The sequence below is a fragment of the Methanobrevibacter smithii ATCC 35061 genome (genome assembly GCF_000016525.1).
Taxonomy (GTDB): domain Archaea; phylum Methanobacteriota; class Methanobacteria; order Methanobacteriales; family Methanobacteriaceae; genus Methanocatella; species Methanocatella smithii.
In genome coordinates, this window is the sequence record NC_009515.1 from 76889 (window position 1) to 97855 (window position 20967).

Annotated in this window: 24 protein-coding genes; 12 read left to right on the forward strand and 12 right to left on the reverse strand. The window is 32.0% G+C overall.

Going from position 1 to position 20967, the window contains the following annotated elements:
* Together MSM_RS00370 and cofH are read right to left on the reverse strand one after the other, a co-directional pair.
* A complete protein-coding gene (locus MSM_RS00370; protein ID WP_011953666.1) occupies nucleotides 1-669 on the reverse strand; it encodes a diacylglycerol/polyprenol kinase family protein in 669 nt (222 codons plus the stop codon).
* A gap of 18 nt (nucleotides 670-687) precedes the next feature.
* A complete protein-coding gene (gene cofH, locus MSM_RS00375) occupies nucleotides 688-1839 on the reverse strand; it encodes a 5-amino-6-(D-ribitylamino)uracil--L-tyrosine 4-hydroxyphenyl transferase CofH (protein WP_011953667.1) in 1152 nt (383 codons plus the stop codon).
* 149 nt (nucleotides 1840-1988) lie between these two features.
* Between cofH and comD the strand changes: the two genes are divergently transcribed.
* Nucleotides 1989-2495 (forward strand): sulfopyruvate decarboxylase subunit alpha, encoded by a 507-nt coding sequence (gene comD / locus MSM_RS00380; RefSeq protein WP_004035030.1) that lies wholly within the window; start codon nucleotides 1989-1991, stop codon nucleotides 2493-2495.
* 4 nt (nucleotides 2496-2499) lie between these two features.
* Nucleotides 2500-3036 carry a sulfopyruvate decarboxylase subunit beta gene (comE, locus tag MSM_RS00385; protein WP_011953668.1) on the forward strand — a complete coding sequence of 179 codons (537 nt, stop codon included), beginning with the start codon at nucleotides 2500-2502 and terminating at the stop codon, nucleotides 3034-3036.
* A gap of 11 nt (nucleotides 3037-3047) precedes the next feature.
* Here comE and hdrA read toward each other — a convergent pair whose 3' ends face one another.
* The 5 genes from hdrA to comA are packed head-to-tail and all read right to left on the reverse strand — an operon-like array spanning nucleotide 3048 to nucleotide 8949.
* A complete protein-coding gene (hdrA, locus tag MSM_RS00390; RefSeq protein ID WP_011953669.1) occupies nucleotides 3048-5354 on the reverse strand; it encodes a ferredoxin:CoB-CoM heterodisulfide reductase subunit HdrA in 2307 nt (768 codons plus the stop codon).
* Nucleotides 5354-6295 (reverse strand): ferredoxin:CoB-CoM heterodisulfide reductase subunit HdrB, encoded by a 942-nt coding sequence (gene hdrB, locus MSM_RS00395; protein ID WP_004033996.1) that lies wholly within the window; start codon nucleotides 6293-6295, stop codon nucleotides 5354-5356. The genes hdrA and hdrB overlap by 1 nt, the downstream gene beginning before the upstream one ends.
* Entirely contained in the window at nucleotides 6276-6884 is a 609-nt protein-coding gene (hdrC, locus tag MSM_RS00400; protein ID WP_011953670.1) for a ferredoxin:CoB-CoM heterodisulfide reductase subunit HdrC, read from the reverse strand. The genes hdrB and hdrC overlap by 20 nt, the downstream gene beginning before the upstream one ends.
* A 14-nt stretch (nucleotides 6885-6898) precedes the next feature.
* A complete protein-coding gene (locus MSM_RS00405; RefSeq protein WP_011953671.1) occupies nucleotides 6899-8146 on the reverse strand; it encodes a methanogenesis marker 16 metalloprotein in 1248 nt (415 codons plus the stop codon).
* A 32-nt stretch (nucleotides 8147-8178) separates the two neighbouring features.
* Nucleotides 8179-8949 (reverse strand): phosphosulfolactate synthase, encoded by a 771-nt coding sequence (comA, locus tag MSM_RS00410; RefSeq protein WP_004034004.1) that lies wholly within the window; start codon nucleotides 8947-8949, stop codon nucleotides 8179-8181.
* A gap of 206 nt (nucleotides 8950-9155) precedes the next feature.
* Here comA and MSM_RS00415 point away from each other — a divergent pair, with 206 nt between their 5' ends.
* From MSM_RS00415 to MSM_RS00440, 6 genes are all read left to right on the forward strand, one after another.
* The gene (locus tag MSM_RS00415; RefSeq protein WP_011953673.1) at nucleotides 9156-10373 is read left to right on the forward strand and encodes a DDE-type integrase/transposase/recombinase; all 1218 of its coding nucleotides are present in this window, start codon (nucleotides 9156-9158) and stop codon (nucleotides 10371-10373) included.
* Between the two features lie 61 nt (nucleotides 10374-10434).
* Entirely contained in the window at nucleotides 10435-11151 is a 717-nt protein-coding gene (locus MSM_RS00420; RefSeq protein ID WP_011953674.1) for a UPF0280 family protein, read from the forward strand.
* A 5-nt stretch (nucleotides 11152-11156) separates the two neighbouring features.
* Nucleotides 11157-11936, forward strand: a complete 780-nt coding sequence (locus MSM_RS00425) for a pyrroline-5-carboxylate reductase family protein (protein WP_011953675.1) — start codon at nucleotides 11157-11159, stop codon at nucleotides 11934-11936.
* Nucleotides 11937-12062: 126 nt separating this feature from the next.
* A complete protein-coding gene (locus tag MSM_RS00430; RefSeq protein ID WP_011953676.1) occupies nucleotides 12063-12350 on the forward strand; it encodes a UPF0058 family protein in 288 nt (95 codons plus the stop codon).
* A gap of 96 nt (nucleotides 12351-12446) precedes the next feature.
* Nucleotides 12447-13823, forward strand: coding sequence for a P-loop NTPase family protein (locus tag MSM_RS00435; RefSeq protein ID WP_004034011.1), 1377 nt, complete (start codon nucleotides 12447-12449; stop codon nucleotides 13821-13823).
* Between the two features lie 85 nt (nucleotides 13824-13908).
* Complete coding sequence (locus MSM_RS00440; RefSeq protein WP_011953677.1) at nucleotides 13909-14520, forward strand: Ig-like domain-containing protein; 612 nt, start codon at nucleotides 13909-13911, stop codon at nucleotides 14518-14520.
* 36 nt (nucleotides 14521-14556) lie between these two features.
* Here MSM_RS00440 and MSM_RS00445 read toward each other — a convergent pair whose 3' ends face one another.
* On the reverse strand, nucleotides 14557-15822 hold the full coding sequence (locus MSM_RS00445) for a YhgE/Pip domain-containing protein (protein WP_011953678.1): 1266 nt from the start codon (nucleotides 15820-15822) through the stop codon (nucleotides 14557-14559).
* A gap of 13 nt (nucleotides 15823-15835) precedes the next feature.
* Nucleotides 15836-16426 carry a TetR/AcrR family transcriptional regulator gene (locus MSM_RS00450; protein WP_011953679.1) on the reverse strand — a complete coding sequence of 197 codons (591 nt, stop codon included), beginning with the start codon at nucleotides 16424-16426 and terminating at the stop codon, nucleotides 15836-15838.
* 92 nt (nucleotides 16427-16518) lie between these two features.
* Here MSM_RS00450 and mtxX point away from each other — a divergent pair, with 92 nt between their 5' ends.
* Genes mtxX through MSM_RS00465 form a run of 3 tightly spaced genes read left to right on the forward strand, consistent with a single transcriptional unit; the run spans nucleotide 16519 to nucleotide 18823 of the window.
* A complete protein-coding gene (gene mtxX / locus MSM_RS00455) occupies nucleotides 16519-17235 on the forward strand; it encodes a methanogenesis marker protein Mmp4/MtxX (protein ID WP_004034018.1) in 717 nt (238 codons plus the stop codon).
* 56 nt (nucleotides 17236-17291) lie between these two features.
* On the forward strand, nucleotides 17292-18056 hold the full coding sequence (gene uppS, locus MSM_RS00460) for a polyprenyl diphosphate synthase (protein ID WP_004034020.1): 765 nt from the start codon (nucleotides 17292-17294) through the stop codon (nucleotides 18054-18056).
* 5 nt (nucleotides 18057-18061) lie between these two features.
* Nucleotides 18062-18823: a TatD family hydrolase gene (locus MSM_RS00465; protein ID WP_011953680.1), complete on the forward strand. Its 762-nt coding sequence runs from the start codon at nucleotides 18062-18064 to the stop codon at nucleotides 18821-18823.
* On the opposite strand, the gene MSM_RS00470 is transcribed toward MSM_RS00465, so the two are convergent.
* From MSM_RS00470 to MSM_RS00480, 3 genes are read right to left on the reverse strand one after another with little or no spacing between them, the layout of a single operon-like run.
* Nucleotides 18820-19188, reverse strand: a complete 369-nt coding sequence (locus MSM_RS00470) for a hypothetical protein (protein ID WP_004034024.1) — start codon at nucleotides 19186-19188, stop codon at nucleotides 18820-18822. The genes MSM_RS00465 and MSM_RS00470 overlap by 4 nt on opposite strands.
* Before the next feature lie 25 nt (nucleotides 19189-19213).
* The gene (locus MSM_RS00475) at nucleotides 19214-19708 is read right to left on the reverse strand and encodes a class III signal peptide-containing protein (RefSeq protein ID WP_011953681.1); all 495 of its coding nucleotides are present in this window, start codon (nucleotides 19706-19708) and stop codon (nucleotides 19214-19216) included.
* On the reverse strand, nucleotides 19705-20097 hold the full coding sequence (locus tag MSM_RS00480; RefSeq protein WP_011953682.1) for a hypothetical protein: 393 nt from the start codon (nucleotides 20095-20097) through the stop codon (nucleotides 19705-19707). Before MSM_RS00480 ends, MSM_RS00475 begins: the two co-directional genes overlap by 4 nt.
* A 117-nt stretch (nucleotides 20098-20214) precedes the next feature.
* Here MSM_RS00480 and cobM point away from each other — a divergent pair, with 117 nt between their 5' ends.
* On the forward strand, nucleotides 20215-20967 hold the full coding sequence (gene cobM / locus MSM_RS00485; protein ID WP_004034030.1) for a precorrin-4 C(11)-methyltransferase: 753 nt from the start codon (nucleotides 20215-20217) through the stop codon (nucleotides 20965-20967).

Here is a 20967-nt window from a genome sequence, read left to right on the forward strand (position 1 = left end):
TCACACCATCAAAATATAATACAAAATCGCACTGACAGATGAAACACTTAAATTATCCAGACCTCTTGGAGTAACGGCTTCACAAACAGTAGCTATTAAACTTATAAATGCTACAAATGCAAAATTATACTGTGGAATATCATATCCAATTGCACCGTAAACTAAAAATACCATACTGCACATTACACAAACCATTATGAACATGGTAAGTGAACCTTCAACGGATTTTACATCACCGGTTAAGTTAAAATGATGTCTTCCATATTTTTGACCTATTAAAGACGCAAATCCATCTCCGTAAACCATAGCTCCAACAGCTACTCCCACTATCCACAGTTTATCAGGAAGTAAAAATATTAAAAGTGTCCATATTCCGGCATAGTAAACTAAACCTAAAGCATGCCCAGCATCTGTAACTCCACTCTTAATTTTGATTGGAGAGTATTTAGTCAATAAAAATGCAGCTATTGTAATTGGAAGTGTTAAAAACCACACCATAGCATAAGGGTCATTGAAAAACGGCATTACGAAAATACAGTTTCCCACCATAATATGAACAAAACGGCGGGAAAAAGACGGCAGGTCTTTTAAAAACTTCTCTGAAACAACAAAAATTGCGATAACATAAATATACACTAAAACTAATAAACCTATATCTGCCATATTCATGTTATCATCTTTAAAACTTTATTTTGATACTATTTTCACATCAGAACTTTTAGATTCAATCGGATAAAATTCTGTGTATTTTGAATTCCTCTCAATAGGGTTTCTACCTAAATCTCTAACCATATTACTTAAAGTATCAATAGATGCCTCAACTCCATCAGGTGCTCCTGAAGCTTCAGACAATTCATCTCCACCTAAAGTTCCACCCAAATCATTTGCACCAGCTGTTAAAGATACCTGTGCAAATCTGAAACCCATTTTTACCCAGGATACTTGGATATTTGGAATCAAATCCTTAAGCATTAATCTAGCTACTGCATATAATTTTAAATCCTCAGTACCTGTAGCTCCCAAGTTTTGCTGACCTTCTAAAAAAATTGGAGAATACTCATGCATAAATGTCATCGGAATAAATTCTGTAAAACCGTGAGTTTCCTGCTGAATTTTTCTGATAATATCAATGTGTTCTACACGTTCTTCAGGAGTTTCCACATGCCCGTACATAATAGTAGCTGAGCCTGGAATTCCAACTTCATGAGCTGTTTTTACAATATCAATCCATTCCTGTGTTGTTACCTTTTCCGGACAGATTATCTCTCTGGATCTGTCAGTCAATATTTCTGCAGCAGTTCCAGGCAATGTATCTAAACCCGCACTTTTAAGCCTTTCAAATGCATCTTCAACACTTATGCCTGATACAACACTGGCATCTTTAATCATAGTTGGTGAAAAACCATGAATCATAATATTGGGAAATTCCCCTTTTAACAATTGAAGCAAATGTTCATAATATTCAACATCTGCATCAGGTAAAACTCCCCCCATGACACAAAACTCATGAGCTCCTTTGTCAACAGCCCCCTGAGCTTTTTTTAAAATAGCTTCATCATCTAAAATATATGCTTCAGGGTCATCTGCATCCTTACCAAATGCACAAAAACCACATCTTACAGTACAAATATTTGTGAAGTTAATATTACAATTATTAATAAATGTAACGTTGTTTCCAGCAATTTCTTGCCTGAGATAATCAGCAGTTGCAAGTAAGGGATACAAGTCAGACCCTTTAATATTTATTAAATAGTTTGCATCTTCAGCAGAAATTGGTTCATCAAGAGATTTAGTTAAAATTTTTTCTGTTTTAGAAGATATAGGTAGTTTATCAAACATAAAATAATATAATAATTTAATTAAATAAATATCTTTCCATATAATTGAATCACTGCAAAGTTAACAAAATGAAAACATAGTAAATTCATTCAATATTTTATCCAAAATAATTATATAATTGAACAATACAACATTATATATTAAAAACTATGAAGAGGACAAAAATGGATAGTACTGAAGCTATTTATAATGGATTAAAAGATGCTGAAATTGATTTTGTTGTTAGTGTCCCTTGTGTTAACTTAAGTAAACTGTTAGAAATGGTTGACGAAGACGAAGAAATTATGCATATTCCAGTTACAAGAGAAGAAGAAGGAATAGGCATTTGTGCAGGAGCATATATGGGCGGTCGCAAGCCTGCAATATTAATGCAAAATTCAGGACTTGGAAACTCCATCAATGCACTTAAATCATTAATGGAATTATATAAGTTCCCATTAGTAATAATAATAAGTCATAGGGGAACTGAAGGTGAAACTATCTGTGGACAAATTCCAATGGGAGAATCCACACCAAGACTGTTAAACGCTATGGATTTCCATTTCTTTGAACCGACTAATTCTGAAACCGCATATGAAGATGTTAAAAATGCATGGAAATTATCTGTTGAAGAAGGTAAACCCGTATCTGTATTATTAGAAATTAAATATTGGTGATTTGATGAAAAGAAGAGATGCAATTGCAAAAATAATGAGTGCAATCGATGATGAACTGGTATTGTGCAATATAGGATTTCCTTCAAGAGAATTATACGACATAGATGATAGAAATGAAAACTTTTACATGATCGGTTCTATGGGACTTGTTTCCTCAATAGGCCTCGGTCTTGCACTGGCTAAACCTAATAAAAAAATTGTCATTATAGACGGTGACGGATCATTTTTAATGAACTTAGGATCAGTAATCACCACTTTTGCTCAAAACCCATCTAATTTAACATGGATTGTTATCAATAACGAAGCATACGGTTCAACAGGAAATCAGGAAACCTATGCAAAAAACTTAAACCTAAAAGAAATGGCTAAAAGTGTAGGTATTAAAAACTGTTACAATTACGAAGAAATAGACTTAAATGAAATAATAAACAACAATGAGTGTAACTTTATCTGTTTCAATACAGAACCTGGAAACTCACCAGCACCAATTATCGATTTAACACCAATAGAAATTAAAAAAAGGTTTATAAAAAGTATATAAATTAAATGAATCTATTCAGACTCATTTAATTCCTTAATTTTCTTATCAAAATCATTTAACTTATTTGCCAATCCTGAATAATACGGGATGTAAACTTTTGAAAATGTTATCCTGTCAGGATTTTGATTAACTTCCCTAATCCTTTCTTTGACTTTTTCTATTTTCCTTTCAACTTCATCATACATCAAATCTCCAGGGAATTCACCAATAAATATTCCATCAGCACCATTTTCAAGAGCATGTTTAATGTGGCGAGGCCTTACACGATTTACAGAAAGCACCCTAATGATATGGATGGATTCAGGATAAGACAATCTGTTAACTCCAATATTATCTGCTGCAGTATAACCAATATTATCAAGGAAAACTAAAATCATACGTTCTCCAGGTTCTTTTTTAGCCAATACTCCATCAATTGTAGCTTTTATCTTTTCATCAATATTACCGTTAACTGTAATAGCAAACTGCTTACATCCAACTAAACATTTTCCACAACCTGTACAGCTCATCGGGTCAATGTAGATTTCATCATCCTGAATACTCATTGATTTGAATTTACAACGTTCAACACATTCACCGCAAACAATACATTTTTCTTCATCAATTTCTGCAATGAATGGTTCAATTTCTATTCCGCCATAATTATATTCAGATACTTTGGAAGCAGCTGCAGTAGCCTGCATAATTGATTCTGTAATATCTTTCGGATCCTGTGCTGTTCCACAAACAAAAGTTCCCTGAATATCAGTGGTTACAGGTTTGATTTTTGGATGTGCCTCTTTAATGAATTCATCTTCAGTAGTTCCAACATTTAAGATTTCTGCAATTTCCTTGGTACCTTCAGAAGGTTCCATAGCTGTAGATAATACAACCATATCTGCTTCAATTTCTGAAAATTCTCTTTTAAGAGTGTCTTCAACACGAACAATAAAGTTACCATTTCTTTTAACAACTTCACCAGGTCTTCCACGTATGAATCTTACTCCATTAGCCTGTGTGTGTTTATAATACTTTTCATACATACTAGGAGTTCTCATATCAGTATAACAGATAACAACATCTGTTTCAGGGTGTTTGTGTTTTATAATGTTTGCATTTTTTAAAGCAACACTGCAGCATACTTTGGAACAGTACAAATGTCCGTCGGGTTTTTCATCTCTTGATCCAACACACTGTATCATAACTACCCTTTTTGGAATTTCTCCGTTTGATTTTACCAGTTTACCTTTAGTCGGACCGTTTACTCCTGTAATACGGCCCAGTTCACTTTGAGTTATAACATCATCATATCTGGAATATCCGTATTCCGGTCTTAAATCAGGATCAAAGAGTTTATGTCCTGTAGCTATAATAATAGAACCTACAGAAATCGGAATCTTTTCTGGTTTTACTTTAAAACGGATAGCATTCATACTACATTGTCTTTTACAGTCCCCACACCTGTCACAATGTTCCATATCCACAACATATGCTTCAGGATAAGACTGACCAAAAGGACGATAAATAGCTTTTCTGTTAGATAGTCCGTCATTCCAATCATCGGGAACTTCCACTTCACAGACTTCCGCACACTTACCGCAGGCTATACATTTTTCAGTATCTACATACCTTGGAGATTTTTCAACAATTAGATTATAGGTTCCTGCCCTTCTTTCTGATTCAATGACTTTTGCATTAGTTATAATCTCAATATTTTCATTCCAAACAACTTCATTCAATATTGGATTCAGTAAACACATTCCACACTCTTCAGCTATTTTTACAGGAGAGAAAACTTTTCCTATTTTAGCCATATGTCCGCCGATAGATGGGGAACTTTCTATAATAGTTACTTTAGTTCCCTGTTTAGCTAGTGACAATGCAGCATTCATACCTGCTATTCCACCACCAATTACTGCCACTTCATTTGGTGTTTGACAGTATATCGGATTAACAGCATCTGATTTTTTTACTTTTTCTATTGAAGCATTAATAAGAGTTATGGCTTTTTTGGTTGCCCCATCTTTATCATTATGAACCCATGAACACTGTTCACGAATATTTGCCATATCCATCAAATAAGGATTTAATGGCTGAACATAATCCTGAAAAGTTTTTTCATGACTTATTGGAGAACATGCCGCAATTACAACACGGTCCAAATGATGATCAAAAATTGCATCCCTAATGATTTTTCTTCCATTTAAAGAACATAAATTTACAAATTGCTCTACAACTTCCACATTCAGTGAATCCTTAACTTTTTGAATATCAACAGTATCAGAGATATTTCCACCGCATTCACAGATGAAAACTCCCACTTTTAAATCTTCAGGCATTAGTCAACCTCCCTTAAATCATTAATGACTGAATCTATTGGTACAGTATGTGCTTTTGCACCGATTACTTCATCAAAGTCACCACCCATTGCAATAGCTACAAATTGAGCTACATTTAAATGAATGGTGTTAAATTCTTCACCACATTTTTTAGATATTAAATTCTGATATCTGTCAAATTGAACATGACAGTTAGGACATAAATGAACTAGAATTTCCACCCCGTCCTCTTTAATAGAGTATAATTTATCTTCAGTTACCTCCATAGACATATCTTTATTAGAGTATCTTTGTCTAAATCCGCTTCCACAGGTTTGGCGTTTATGGTCATACCAGCCAACCGTTTTACATCCGCAGGCTTCTATTATATCATCAATGATATTGGGGTCTCTGACTCCCCCTATTGTATCATCATAATGAACTTTACAGTAATGACATCCGTGATGAGTAGCTATTTTATAGCCGCTTAAGTCATATTTAATGTTTTTAGAGATTTCATCACGTTTATTGTATAAAATATCCACTACATGAAAAATATTTTCAGATGAATCAACATCTCCAGATTCATATTTCAAATAAGACAATTCTGATTTATCAAAAACTTCATTTACTTTATCTCGAACATCATCCTTTTTATTTAAAATATTTGCTACCTTTTTATTAATTGCATAACATGTTGCACACATCATTACCAAATTTGGCCTGTTCAAATTACTGGCTACTTTAAAGTTACGTGCTCCAATAGCTGTTGTTGTAAACTGATCAAAAACATCAGAGTAATGTCCAAGACCTGTACAGCAGGTTTGCTTATCTGAAATATCATAATCAATACCAATTTTATCAAAAACAAACTTAGTGGATGATTCAATACCCGGATATTCCACACTTACAAGACAACTTTTAAACAAAAGAATATTTTCATCAGGAACTTGCTTCATCATTACCCTCCTTTGACTGTCTTATTTTATCCATTCTGTCTTTAAAACCAGTATTGGTTAAAATTAAAGAGACTTCATCAATAACTTCCTGAGGAGGTGAAACCGGACCTAAACCCAATTCTTCCCTGATTTCACTCAAGTGCTGTCTAAATTCCCACCATCCGTCTACATCTTCACTAATTTCCTCATAAAAATTAGATGGGATTGCACCGATAGCTGCATTAAAGTAGCTATCTGCAAAGCCTAAATAATCATATAGCTGCTCATATGCAATTCCTTTTGATATGGCGAACTGTTTAATAATCTGATTAACTTCACAAACACTGTTTCCAACAGGACATGTACTATGACATGTATAGCAATAAAAACAGTTCCATAAGTCTTCATCTTCAAGGAGTGTTTCATCTCCTTCAAAGACCCTCTCCATTATTTCACGAGGATTATAATTGGAATGACGTGCTGCAGGACATGTTGAAGTACACATTCCGCACTGAACACATTTTAAGACACCATCATATTTTGAACTTTTAATATCTTCTTTTATAGCCTCGGCAAAATCAAGAGGTGTTTCACTGATTTTCTGAGTATGCATATCAATAACCTCAATTATAATTTAAATTCATGATTTTTAATCATTTTCTTTAATTTTAAAGATAATTTATTAGCTCTTAAGGCATCGGACTGCCTGCATATAATTGGAATATTATGTTTTTTACCGCCTATTTCCAGGTCAACATTGCCTGCATCCATTGTAAAGCTATTGTTTTTACAGTAATGCACACACATTCCGCAACCAAAACATTTAGATAAATCCAGTCTTTTATTTTTAAATGCATTTGTTGGACATACATCCTCAACTGTACAACTATCACAGCCGCAGTTATCTGAAACATATTTTGGCCTTAATTCATGATTATCCCACATTGCACCATAATCAGTTTGTGTCAGTGGCAAATGACGGCCTTTAATATCAGCTACAGTTAATGGAATGTCACTATTTTTAATTAATAAATTATTATATATTTCTTCATTTAAAACAGGAATTGGAATAGCCAATGTATCGTAGACTTCTCCGCCTTCACCGGTTTTAAATCCGCCAACATAATTTGCTTCCATATCTTTAAGATTTCCTGAAACCATTAAATTTGGTTTTTCAGGTGAACTTCTTGTTCCTTCCCCTAAAACAATAGCTTCAGCACCGTTTAATAAAACTTTAGTTCCGTTTCCAATTATTAAATTATTCGGATCATTTTGAAGAGGGTTTAAATCCCCACATCCTGAAAATGTCAGACCTTTTAAGTTTCCTTCCAGAGGAATAGCTGAAAATATTGATGAAACCTGTTCTGCAGATGGATTTACAAATGCTGTATAATTTTTAAATGCCATACGTGTTCCAATCATTTGTGCTCTTGTAATTTCGCCAATGTTTGTTGTTGATTCAATAATGTCTCCATTGATTGCTTCAACTTTAACGTCAATATCTTTTCCTTCAAGAATGTCTTTTAATAGGAATCCTCCACCATATGATGAGTCTTCTACTGATTTAGAGGTTCCATGAAGAATTAAATCTACAGAACCCAACCATTCATTAGGACATGGGCCAATATTAGCTGGAACACCATTTAAATATATATTTTTTGCCCTCATAAACACTCCTGGCTCTGATACTGTAAAGTTAAAGATAGCTGCAGTACCGCTCATAACTCCACAGGTTCCTGCAGTTACTACATCCACTTCTTCAAAGCTTGGAGCATTGTCTTCTTTTATAAGCTTTTTAAACTCTTCTGCTGTATATATTTTGGCTTCATTATTTTCAATCTTCTTATTAATTTGGCCAATTGTTCTCTCTTTCAAATTAAATACCTTCTTTTAAACTTTCTTACGGTTTAAATTTTTCCTACAGTATCTCCCCTTAAACCTCTTCTTAAGGTTTCAAGGGAAGTGATATCGTCAGTTGATACATTACCTAAATTAACATCATTTCCAAGTTTTAAAATGAAAAATACTTGCTGGTCTTTGTTTGGAGCTTCCCAAAGGATTTTATTTCCATCGAAATTATCTAAAATATAATCTATTTCATCTTCTTTTGCATTTCCTGCCTTGTCATAAATTCCAATGTTTTTTCCACCTTCTCTTGCTTCCACAATGATTAATGATGAACCTGCTTCCAATTCATTTTGCATATACTCTATTCTTTCATCTAAAGACAATTCTTTATCCAGTCCTGGATCTTTTTTACCTACTTCGGACAATACTTCGAATCCGTCTTTTTTAGCTGATTCTATGCATTCTAATTTTTTGTCATGAGATATTGTTGTTGATCCGTCAGATACTTCAATAGCTTCAAAACCTAAGTCATGAGCTTCCTGGAAGAATTCTTCTAATTTATCATTCATATATGCCAGTTCAAAGAGAGTTCCACCAGTATACGGAGTTATGTTGTGTGATTTATACATGGCAACTTTATCTTTGATTATATCCTGTTCATGTACAATTGATGTTCCCCATCCAAATTTTAAGTAATCTACATAATCTCCGGAAATATTCATTAAACTTTCAGCAGTTTCCAGTCCTAGACCTTTGTCCAGAACCATTGTTATACCTTTTTGTCTTGGTTTTTCTTCCCTTTCTTTAAGTAAAAAATTAAAAGATTTCAATTATATCACATCTGTTATAATTTCTATTTATTAGCTTAATTAGTATATTAACTTATATACTTTTTAATTTATCGTCACTTTCAAAAACTTGTGTGATTTGAATTTTCACTAGTTTTTGAGTCACGAATTTTTTTCGTTCTATTTTTTCTTTATTTTTAATTTAAAAGCAGTAAAATTAATATATTAAGTGGAGCTAATATATTAATATGTCTAGTATCAAAATAAAAGCTCCATATGAATTTATGGAGTCAAAACAATTTAAACTTTTCGATTTTGTTCCTGAGTTTTCTGAATTCCGTCAATTTGATGATCTTTCTCGATTTGGTTGCGAAAATATTGAGAATAATCTTATCAGATTGGAAAAAAGAGGTAAAATACATTTTGAGAATAGAGTTGCAATTTGTCCATCTTGTAAATCACATAATGCTGTTAAAAATGGTACTTATGAACGTAAACTTATTTTTTTAAGAATTGGAGAACAAATTTGCACTATTCAAAAATATAAGTGCATAAAATGCGGTAAAGTCTTTTATACTGATTTATTATCTCTTGTTTATTCAAATTCAAATATTACATTGCCTGTTATTGAATGTATTGAGAATTTATATCAAATTTATGGAGCAGGGCTCCATAAAATACGATTTGATTTAAAACAACAACATAACATTGAAATCTCACATCAAAGCATTGAAAACATCTTATTGAACTCTAATTATCAATTTAACTATGATAATTGGACTTATTCTGGATATTACTTATTTGATAGTCTTTGGGTTAAAATTAATGGTGAATGGAACTATATTTTAGCCTTATTCGACGTTAAATTGAATACTCTCGTTTCCGTTAAATTGGTCGAATCAGAAGATTCTAAGACCATTTATCAATTTTTAAACGAATCTCTAAGAAATCAGAAAAAAATATCAATAGGCACAGACTTAAAACACGAATATCGTGAAGCCATCGATAAATTAAAAGTAAAACACCATTTCTGCAAATTTCACGTGAAACAAGCAGTAAACAAAAGATTTAAAGATTACTTTGACAAAAATCCATTATCTGAAGACGAAAAAGACATATTAAATTGTTTAAAACAGGACATTTATAAAATATTGGATGCAAAAGACTTAAATACTGCTAAAGAACTTAGAAACGAATTAATAAACAAAAAATATACAAAAAACAAGTTCACAAACAAAATTCTTTGGAAATTCATCATTCCTTACTTCAAAAAATTAACGACACACCTGGAAAACACGAACATCCCATCAACAAACAATAAAATCGAAAATATCTTCCAAAAAGTATTCCCAAAACACATAAAAAGAACAATGAAAATAGAACAAGGACTTCTAGCCAGATTCATGCTAAAACTAAATTATTGGAATTTAAACAATGAAAAAGAAAAAAATCACACAAGTTTTTGAAAGAGCCAATTTATCCACTAACAATAGTTATAAAAGAAGATAATTAAATAATAATAACATTATGGAATTCCAACATATTGATTTAAATCAGACCCATATCAGACTAACAACAGACTTGAAAAATAACAATTTGGAAAAATACATATTAAATCTAAGAAAAGAACTGGAACATTATATAACTAAAAATAAAGATTTTCAATTATCTCTGGAGCCTGTTAATCATGATGAAGAGGATTTGAGTGAAATAATAAAAAGAATGTATACAGCTTCCAGTTACTGTGATGTAGGTCCGATGGCTTGTGTTGCAGGATGCATATCTGAAATGTCTCTTGATTACCTAATTTCCAAAAAATCCGAATATTCCATTATTGAAAACGGAGGAGACATAGCTATTGTAAACAATAAAAAAGCAGTATGCGGAATTTACTCAAACAATCCCATATTAGGAAATAAAATCGGGTTTGAATTAAAAGCAAGAAAAACACCGTTGGGAATCTGTACATCTTCAGGTAAAATAGGCCATTCAATAAGCTTCGGTTATGCAGACAGCGTTACAGTGCTGAGTAAAAAAGCATCAGTAGCTGACGGGCTTGCTACCAAAATAGCCAATGAAGCTGTTGGGCAAAACAGTGAATATAAAGTATCAAATGCTCTTGAAGCTAGTGAAAACTATAAAGACCTGTTTGAGGGAGTTTTAATCATTTCCCAGGATAATGTTGGAAGCATTGGAAAACTTCCAAAAATTGTTGAAACTGAAGAATTTAATGTTAAGATGTGAAATATATGAACCTCGGAATTATTGGATATGGAAATATTGGAGAACTTCTCAGCCAAAATATAATCAGTCATGATTTTTGTAATTTAAATAAACTCTACATTGCAAATAGAACACTATCTAAAATAAATCACTTAAAAGACATTGACCCGCGCATATCAATTACAGATGATAACATAGAAGTTGCAAAAAACTGTGAAAAAATAATAATATCAGTAAAAACTCCCGATTTGGCAAATGTTTTAGACCCGCTAAAACCACATATAACTAAAAATACACAAATCATACATACCTGTGCAGGAACAGACTTGGAATTTAAAGACTGTGGTTTAAGCTGCGTTATTCCAACAATATCTTCTACATATGATGAAGACAATCCTAAAAAAGGTGTTTCCATTATTATGCATGATGAAAATGTTTCTGGCGAAAATAGAGAATTTGTCGAAAAGCTATTTTCAAAATTCAGCCAGATAAAAGTTGTTGACAGTCCCATGGATTTGGAGATAGCTACAATAGCTGCCAGCTGCATGCCTGCATTTATAGCTCTTGGTTTAGATCTTTTTGCTGGCGAACTTGAAGAGAAATGCAATCTTTCAAAAGAAGAAACCTTTAAAATACTTGCAGAAACATTAAACAGTACGGCATACATATTAAAAGAAGATATTTACTCACCTGATGAACTGATTAATAAAGTTGCAACTAAAAACGGAATAACTCAAAAAGGATTAGATGTTTTAGACAAAGACCTGCCAGATATTTATAAAAGGTTAATATCTAAACTTCTGTAACCAATGCAATATTTAAATAAGATTAAAAATAATAATATTAATTAATATTAATAATTAAAACTAATTATTTATTTCATTTAAATAATTTACTTAAACTCTTAATTATAGATACTAGGTCAGATACACATGTACAAAGATGAAATGATACAATTACATCAATTTTTAGTTTATATTTTAAAATATTTAGCAGAAAACGATCAGATAAAAAACGATTGCAGTGAATACATATCACTTAAAATAAGCCCACACCACATCCACAAAACAAAAGCAGAACACAAACATGCTATTTTTGTTCTTTGTAAAATAATTGCACAGGTAATAAACGAAAAAGATGAAAATTCAATACCTGACAATGTGTGCAATTCATTAACCGACCTTGTTGAAAGGTCTCAAAACTATATAAAAATGGCTTAAATATTAGCCCATTTTCTTCTTTTTTATAAATTCAAATATTTTTAATACTATTACTTATCATAAATACTAATTGATTAAATTCTAATTGTGATTAATATGAAAAGTATTAGTAAAATGCTCTGTTTAGTTGACGGAGAACATTACCTTCCAGTCACCCAGGAATCAATCGATGTTTTAAATAATTTAGAACATATCGACATAGTAGCTGCTGTTTTCATTGGAGGAACTGAAAAACTAAGAGATGACTCTGAAGAATCATATTCCAAGGTTTTAGGCGTTCCTGTACAGTTTGCAAAAAATGAAGACATTCCATATGACATTATTGTAGAAATGATTAACAGATATGATGTAGATACTGTGATGGATTTAAGTGATGAACCTATCCTGGATTATCCTAAACGATTTAAAATAGCCTGTAAAACACTTGCACAAGGCGTAAGCTATCAGGGTCCTGATTTTAAATTTGATCCAGTTACACAATATGAAATAATGGAAAAACCTTCAATAAAAATAATTGGAACTGGAAAAAGAATAGGAAAAACTGCTGTTTCAGGATTTGTATCCAGACTAATTGATAAAAACGGATATGAACCATGTGTAATAGCTATGGGAAGAGGCGGACCTCAAGAACCGGAAATAGTTCATGGAGAACAGCTTGAAATAACACCTGAATTTTTATTAGAACAGTCTGAAAAAGGAGTTCATGCAGCAAGTGACCATTGGGAAGATGCTCTAATGAGCAGAATCTTAACAATAGGCTGCAGACGTTGCGGAGGTGGAATGGCAGGTGAAGTCTTTTTAACCAATATGAAAAAAGGAGCAAAACTAGCTAATCAGGTAGATTCCAAATTTGCCATATTTGAAGGTAGCGGAGCTGCAATTCCTCCAATTAAAACAAATAAAAATATTGTACTTATTGGTGCAAATCAACCATTGAATAATATTATAGACTATTTCGGACCTTACAGGATTGGTCTTGGTGATTTAATTATTTTGACAATGTGCGAAGAACCAATGTGCAATGAAGAAAAAAGAGAATACATTGAAAAATTCATAAAAGAGATAAATCCAAAAGCAAAAATAATTTCAACAGTATTCAGACCAAAACCATTAGCCGACATTTCCGGTAAAAAAGTGCTGTTTGCTACAACTGCTCCAAAAAGTATTGAACATGAATTAGTTGACTATCTGGAAACCAATTATAACTGTGAAATCGTTGGAACAACACCTCACCTATCCAATAGGCCTCTTTTGAAAAAGGACATAGAAAAATATATGGATGAAGCAGATATAATGCTCACTGAACTTAAAGCTGCTGCTGTTGATGTAGCTACTAAAGACTCAATAAAAGCTGGTTTGGATGTAGTATACTGTGACAATATACCTGTCCCAATAAATTATAAATATCCTGATTTATCCAAATCCGTTTTAGAAATAGTTGACGAAGCTATTGAAGATTTCAATAAAGATTAATTTCTTTATTTTTTACTTTTTTTACAACAAAATTTATAACCTCTTTAATACAATATATTAATACTAAAATAATTGAGGAAATGAAATGAAAAAAGATAAGAAGAAACTTATCGTCATGCTGTTAATAATTGTTGTTATCCTACTTTTAACACTAATAACATTAATGACTAATTTTGGAAAGGAATCCAGTGAAATAAATATTATAAGCAAGGATACTTTAAAAAATGGAGACACAATTTCAATTACACTAAAAGATTCAAATGGAAATCCCATAGCTGATCAAAAAGTAGATATAATAATTGAAAATGAAAAGAATCAACAAGTAACAACTGATGAAATGGGCAATGGTGTGCTGCAACTTAACAGAATCAGTGACGGACAATACACTGTAAAAGTCATTTACAACGGGAACGACAAATATTCCAAAAGTGAAACTACACAATCATTAACAATATCTGACCAAGCCACATCATTAAGTAATAATGAAAGTAGTTCCAGCGATAAAACTGAAAGCATAATGAGTGAAGACGGATATTCGTATAAAACTGGATATGGACCTGATTATGATTGTTTAGGAGTTAGTCGTGAAGAAGCAGCTGCTAAAGGATGGCACTATATTCCAGGTATGGATGATGAAGGAAATGATATGGGAGCATATGTTCCATATGATTATAATGCAGGATGTTACCATACATAAAAATTTAAGATTTAAAAAAAAAATAAAGCTCAGGAATTAGAATAATCCTGAGTCTTTTAATGCTTGTTCAAATTTATTAGCTACATTATCAAATTTTTCTTTAATGATAATTGTTACAAGCAATGATGCAATAATCATAGCTATCATTGCATAAACACCAGTGAAAAATGTTGGCCAATAAACACCAAGTAATGCATTTCTAAGTAAACCTATAGCATAAGTCATTGGTAAATATGGATTTAATGCTTGGAAAAAGTCATTCATCACATATACAGGATAAATACCATTTGTTGTAGATATTTGAAGTACCAACATAATAATAGCCAATGCTTTACCACCATTACCGAACAGAGATAATAATGAATAAATCAATACCATGAATGCAATGGTTATTAAATAAACACAGCCGATGAACAGTCCGGGATCAGAAACCTCAATTCCTAACCAGAATGCACCAATTAGGGTTACTGTTGATTGCAATAATCCTATTACTAAGAACAATCCCATTCTACCGAAGTAAAGTTCTAATGGTTTGTATAATGATTCACCTAAGTATCTTGCTTTAATCAATGCAACTGAAATTACACATCCAACCCATATTGAAAGTACAATGTAAAATGGAGATACTTCTGAACCGTAATTATCTACAGGATTTATTTTTTCTTTTGTAACTTCAGTTGGAGAGTAGAAATAGTTATCTACACCACTTGAATTCATGTAGGATAATTGTGATAAGCTTGATTGAGGTGTTGTTTGACCCATTACTGATAATTGGTTAAATGCTACACCGTTTACAGTTTGAATAACCTCATCATTTATTTTACTTTGTATCTGATTTACTGCATTGTTACTCATTCTTGAAGCAACAGGGTTTGTTTTCTCATTGATTAAATATGTTAATTGTGCTTGTTTTGGGTTTTGATCATTGATTGATAATAAATTTGAGGAGAAATTCTCAGGTATTATTATAGCTGCATAATACGTTCCATTTTCCACCCCGTCCCGGGCATCATCCTCGTCTACAAAATCCCATGCAAAATCATCATTGTCTTCCAATTTATCAATTACCTTATCTCCAAAGTTATATGAAGCATTGTTATATGTTGCGTTTTGGTCATTGTTTACTACTGCAAAATCCAAATTATCTGTATTTCCATAAGGATCCCAACATGCATCAATATTTAAAAGTGCATATAAGGAAGGTAAAATAATAATTGCTATTATTGTAATAACAACAGCCGGATTTTTAAAGATTGCTTTTGAATCTTTTTTCATTATATGAAATATTTTATCTATTGACATTAGTTCCACCGTTTTAGTTAGTTATACCGTTAATAAATATATCTAAAAAATCATCAAGATACTTATTAGTATCATCATTGGAAACTTTTGATTCGAATTTCCAGAATATTATCCCTTCAACAATTACACTAAAGACAGTTAATGCAGCTGCGGAAGGATTGATTTTACGTATTTTTCCTTTATCAATCTGTTCTTGAAAAATATTGGTTAGATTTTTAAGAACTTCATCTGAAAATTTTGAAAATATTTTTTCCTCTTCAGGATTGGACATCAGCTCGTCTAAAGCTATTTTAATAATATCCAGATTGTTATCTAAAAAATTAACAAGTTTCCCCCATATATGCTTTAATAATGATTCCAAATCTGTATCTTCGTAATTAATGAAAATATCACTTATTTTCTCCAGGAAATAATCTGAATAATAAATCTTAGCTATTTTTAAAAGATTATCTTTAGATTTAAACTTTCTAAAAACAGTAACTTCACTAACTTCAGCTTTTTTAGCTATTTTTTTAGTTGTTGTGCCGTTCATTCCTTCTTTATCTAAAAGGAATATTGTTGCATCAACAATTTTCTGTTCTGTTTTATCTAGTTCAATTTCCATAATGTAAGTAAGTACTTACTTACATATAAATGTTTAGTTTTTTCTTATTAAAAAATAGCTATAAATAACATTACAATAAATAATTAAAATTAATGATAACTATAGCTGTTGGAGTTGGAGAAAATAAAAACATCTTAGAGGCTTGTGATATTTTTAAAACACAAAAACCAAATGTCAATATTGAATTAATCGAAAATGACAAAAAACTTGCCAAAAGCATTTCAGACAAAAATATAGATGCAACAATACGGGGTTCACTAGCTGCATCCAATGTTTTAAAACAACTAAAAGAAAGTTATCCCAAAATATCAAGAGCAACATATATCCATGGGAAAGGTCATGAATTTATAATAAGCTCCGTCGGCATTGACGAAGGAAACACCCTAAAAGAAAAGCTCAATATAGCTGTTCACTGCATAGATTTTATGAAAAAACTTAAAAAAACTCCGAAAATAGCTACACTTTCATATGCAAGACCCGGAGATTACGGCAGAAGCGAAGAAATCAACCAGTCACTGGATGATGCCAAAAAGCTCACCCAATTAATTGAAAAGCATACAAATCAGAAAATTGAAAACAGCTGCGTATTAATTGACCAGGCTATAAAAAACAAATGCAACATATTAATAGCTCCAAACGGAATTGTAGGAAATACTATTTTTAGAACACTTGTTTTATTAAACTCATGGCCAAGCTTTGGAGCAATAACCTTCGGCATTGATGACATATACATCGACACCAGCCGTGACCAAAGTAGAGAAGGTTATTTGCGCAGTTTAGAATTGGCATATAAATTGGCCAAACTTTAAAAGCATCAAATAATATATATTTATTAATAGAGAATCATTTACTTCAGGTAGTTATTATGGGTGAAAATTTTATTTATAAAATATATGAATGGTATATTTCCAGAAATTTAGAAACCTCAAAAATGCCCAAACATGTAGCAATTATCATGGACGGCAACAGACGCTATTCTAAGATTCAGGGAAATATGGATGTTGTAAAAGGACATGAAATTGGAGTAGACACTCTGGAAAAAGTTTTAGACTGGACAATAGAACTTGGAATTGAAATAGTAACAGCATATGCATTCTCAACAGAAAACTTTAACAGACCGGAACACGAAGTGGAAGGACTGATGAATTTATTCTTCAAAAACTTTAAAAGACTGGTTGATCATGAAAAAATCCATAAAAACGAAGTAAAAGTCAAAGTAGTGGGAAGAATCGATTTATTGCCTGACAATGTAAAAGAAGCTATTAACGATGCAGAAGAAGCAACTAAAAACTATAACAAAAGACAACTTAATTTAGCTATCGGATATGACGGCCGTTTAGAAATCGTAGATTCAGTTAAAAAAATCATCAGAGATATTGAAAAAGGATTAATAACAGTTGACGATGTTGATGAAGATTTAATAAGTAAAAACCTTTATACTGCAGGATTGGACGACCCCAATTTAATTATCAGAACAAGCGGAGAAGAAAGATTAAGCGGATTCCTACTCTGGCAATCATCATACTCTGAATTATACTTCTGTGAAAGTTTATGGCCAGAACTTAGAAAAGTAGATTTCTTAAGAGCCATCAGATCATACCAAGAAAGAGAACGTAGATTTGGAGTATAAAAAATATGATAGATACACACTGCCACATAGATTTTGAAGACTATAACAACGATAGAACAGACGTAATTAAAAGAGCAAAAGAAAAGCTGGATGCAGTAATTAACTCCGGAACAAATCTTGAAGGAAATCAGACTGTTTTAAATTTATCAAAAGAAAATGAAGGATTTATTTATCCGACTTTCGGATTCCACCCTGTAACTTCACAGGAATGTACCGCTGAAGAACTGCACGAAGCTCAAAAACATTTAATTGACAATATCAATGATATTGTAGCTATTGGTGAAGTGGGAATGGACTTTTTTTACGTAAAAGACAAATCCCTAAGGGCAAGACAAAAAGAAATATTCACCAGCTTTATTGAAATAGCCAATGATTATAAAGTTCCTTTGCTTATGCATGTTCGCGACTGCGAGAAAAAAGCATTGAATCTCATCAATGAATACGAAGACCTGCCATATGCAGTATTTCACTGCTTTAGCGGAAGCCTAAAAACAGCTAAAAGAATAATGGAGCATGACAACTATTACATGAGCTTTTCCACAATGCTTTGCTACTCACAAAGACATCAGGAACTAATAAAAGACATTCCATTGGATCATGTTCTGACTGAAACAGACAGTCCCTATTTAGCCATGACAAAAGAAGAAAGAAATGAACCTGCAAATGTTGTTAAGGCCTGTGAAAAAATAGCTGAAATTAAAGAAATGGATTTGAACACTGTTGATGAAATAACAACCAACAATGCGAAAAGAGTATTTAACATCTAATCTTTTAACAAGAGATTTAGATTCAATACACTAAATCCTTTATCTACTTCTGTATAAATAACCAATGTAAATTTATCCAAATCTTTTAAAAGAGCATCCAATTTTTCAAAAGGAATATCAACAGCATTTAAATAAACATTAAAATCTTTTTGAGCGAATCTTACCGGTTTTCTGCAAAACAATTTAAATTCATAAAGATACAATTCAATTCTGTCTCCCAAATCTTCAGGATTTCCGTTTCCGTTTAACAGAAAGTCAATAATGTCTTCCTGCAGAATCTTACCTTCATTATCCATATCTATCTGAAGACTTTCCATTTCCTTCAGCTCATTTAAAAGCTCATCTTTTTCATTCTGACTATACATAAAGATTAATTATTTTTAATAATATTTAAACCCATACTACATTAGCTGTTGTAAAGACATAATTATTGGAAAATACCGGATTGTACAGTTTATTTGTAGAATCTGCTGTATTAAAACTCATAGCTACTGATTTTCTCAAATTATAATTAATCCTATCTCCGATTGAATCCAGTTCTTTTTTATTATAATCAACACTTGCTTTTGCATAGACTTTAAACTGTATTTTTTGCTTTCCATAATTTTCATCTATTCCTGATGAATTATAACTAACATTCACAATACTTACACTGCAGGGGTGTTTTAAGCCTTCCCTGTCATCATATTCATTAAATGTTTCCTTCGGATATATTGCACTTGATGATGATGCAACACCTTCATCAGCACCTGATTTTGCAGCTGCCATTGCTATGTTAAGTTCATTTTCATTAGCTATCATGAATATTGAAATCATTAAAACAACTATTAAAGACCCAACCAGCAACATATATTCTCCGCTGAGCTGGCCTTTTTCATCATTCATATTATCACAATCTCCCCATCTCGATTTTCGATTAAATAACTCCGTCCACCGTACAACTCATAATTTCTATTAATATCTGCCGGCAAAATAGACACTTCACCTTTTTTATTTGAGTATTCAATTGTTAATTTGCTTTTTTCAACTGTAATCTTATATGCATACTCTTTTTGAGGCAGCAAAACTTTTTTGGAAAACCCTTCACCATTTGAGTTAACCTGATTTATACAGTTAGCCAGATTATCCAAAATCAACCTGTGGCTGAAACTTGATTCGATATTTTTATCTGATTCCAAATTTGACTGTACATAAAAGAGTATTGATGCAACTATCAATAATATTATAAAAATAGAAAAAATGGCTTCTAGTGATATAACTCCTTTTTTATCCATATTTTTTAATTATCCTGATAATTAATAAACTTTGTTTAAATTAAAGTGAAATATTGATGTTAAATTCTTTTTTACTTTCATAATTATTAAATAGAAGTTAAATCAAAAAATTGTATTATGAAAGGTAAAGTAATCTTTATTGGAGCAGGTCCCGGTGACCCGGATTTAGTAACTGTCAAAGGAAGAAATGTTATTGAAAAAGCAGATGTTATTGTTTATGCAGGATCTTTAGTTAATAAAGAAGTTTTAAATCCAAGAAAAGAAGATTGTGTTGTTTACAACAGCGCTGTATTGAATTTAGAGGAAACAACTGAAATTTGCCGCGAAGCAACTTCCAAAGGACAGTTAGTAGCTAGAGTCCATACTGGAGACCCTTCCATTTATGGAGCTATCGGTGAGCAAATCAGAGAGTTGCAAAAATATGATATTGAATATGATATTATTCCGGGAGTAAGTTCATTATTTGGTACAGCCAGCGTACTTGAAACAGAATTGACATTACCTGAAATTTCACAAACAGTTATTATTACACGTCCCGAAGGCAGGACTCCCAAACCACGTAGTGAAAGCATTTCCAGCTTATCCAAACACCAGGCAACTATGTGTATCTTTTTGGGAATTGGTATGATTGATAAAGTTGTTGATGAATTGCTGGTCGGATATAGTGAGGATACTCCTATAGCAGTTGTAAAAAAAGCAACTTGGGATGACCAGGAAATAATTAGAGGAACCTTAAAGAATATTGCACAAAAAGTAAAAGATGCTAATATAACAAAGACTGCAATGATTGTAGTTGGAGATGTGTTAAACCCTGGAGATTTCACACCATCTAAGCTATATGATCCAAACTTTAAACATGAATATAGATAA

Coding starts and splice junctions, on each gene's coding strand:
- MSM_RS00370 (WP_011953666.1), bottom strand. CDS start 669: ATGAATATGGCAGATATAGGTTTATTAGTTTTAGTGTATATTTATGTT.
- cofH (WP_011953667.1), bottom strand. CDS start 1,839: ATGTTTGATAAACTACCTATATCTTCTAAAACAGAAAAAATTTTAACT.
- comD (WP_004035030.1), top strand. CDS start 1,989: ATGAAGAGGACAAAAATGGATAGTACTGAAGCTATTTATAATGGATTA.
- comE (WP_011953668.1), top strand. CDS start 2,500: ATGAAAAGAAGAGATGCAATTGCAAAAATAATGAGTGCAATCGATGAT.
- hdrA (WP_011953669.1), bottom strand. CDS start 5,354: ATGCCTGAAGATTTAAAAGTGGGAGTTTTCATCTGTGAATGCGGTGGA.
- hdrB (WP_004033996.1), bottom strand. CDS start 6,295: ATGATGAAGCAAGTTCCTGATGAAAATATTCTTTTGTTTAAAAGTTGT.
- hdrC (WP_011953670.1), bottom strand. CDS start 6,884: ATGCATACTCAGAAAATCAGTGAAACACCTCTTGATTTTGCCGAGGCT.
- MSM_RS00415 (WP_011953673.1), top strand. CDS start 9,156: ATGTCTAGTATCAAAATAAAAGCTCCATATGAATTTATGGAGTCAAAA.
- MSM_RS00420 (WP_011953674.1), top strand. CDS start 10,435: ATGGAATTCCAACATATTGATTTAAATCAGACCCATATCAGACTAACA.
- MSM_RS00425 (WP_011953675.1), top strand. CDS start 11,157: ATGAACCTCGGAATTATTGGATATGGAAATATTGGAGAACTTCTCAGC.
- MSM_RS00430 (WP_011953676.1), top strand. CDS start 12,063: ATGTACAAAGATGAAATGATACAATTACATCAATTTTTAGTTTATATT.
- MSM_RS00435 (WP_004034011.1), top strand. CDS start 12,447: ATGAAAAGTATTAGTAAAATGCTCTGTTTAGTTGACGGAGAACATTAC.
- MSM_RS00440 (WP_011953677.1), top strand. CDS start 13,909: ATGAAAAAAGATAAGAAGAAACTTATCGTCATGCTGTTAATAATTGTT.
- MSM_RS00445 (WP_011953678.1), bottom strand. CDS start 15,822: ATGTCAATAGATAAAATATTTCATATAATGAAAAAAGATTCAAAAGCA.
- MSM_RS00450 (WP_011953679.1), bottom strand. CDS start 16,426: ATGGAAATTGAACTAGATAAAACAGAACAGAAAATTGTTGATGCAACA.
- mtxX (WP_004034018.1), top strand. CDS start 16,519: ATGATAACTATAGCTGTTGGAGTTGGAGAAAATAAAAACATCTTAGAG.
- uppS (WP_004034020.1), top strand. CDS start 17,292: ATGGGTGAAAATTTTATTTATAAAATATATGAATGGTATATTTCCAGA.
- MSM_RS00465 (WP_011953680.1), top strand. CDS start 18,062: ATGATAGATACACACTGCCACATAGATTTTGAAGACTATAACAACGAT.
- MSM_RS00470 (WP_004034024.1), bottom strand. CDS start 19,188: ATGTATAGTCAGAATGAAAAAGATGAGCTTTTAAATGAGCTGAAGGAA.
- MSM_RS00475 (WP_011953681.1), bottom strand. CDS start 19,708: ATGAATGATGAAAAAGGCCAGCTCAGCGGAGAATATATGTTGCTGGTT.
- MSM_RS00480 (WP_011953682.1), bottom strand. CDS start 20,097: ATGGATAAAAAAGGAGTTATATCACTAGAAGCCATTTTTTCTATTTTT.
- cobM (WP_004034030.1), top strand. CDS start 20,215: ATGAAAGGTAAAGTAATCTTTATTGGAGCAGGTCCCGGTGACCCGGAT.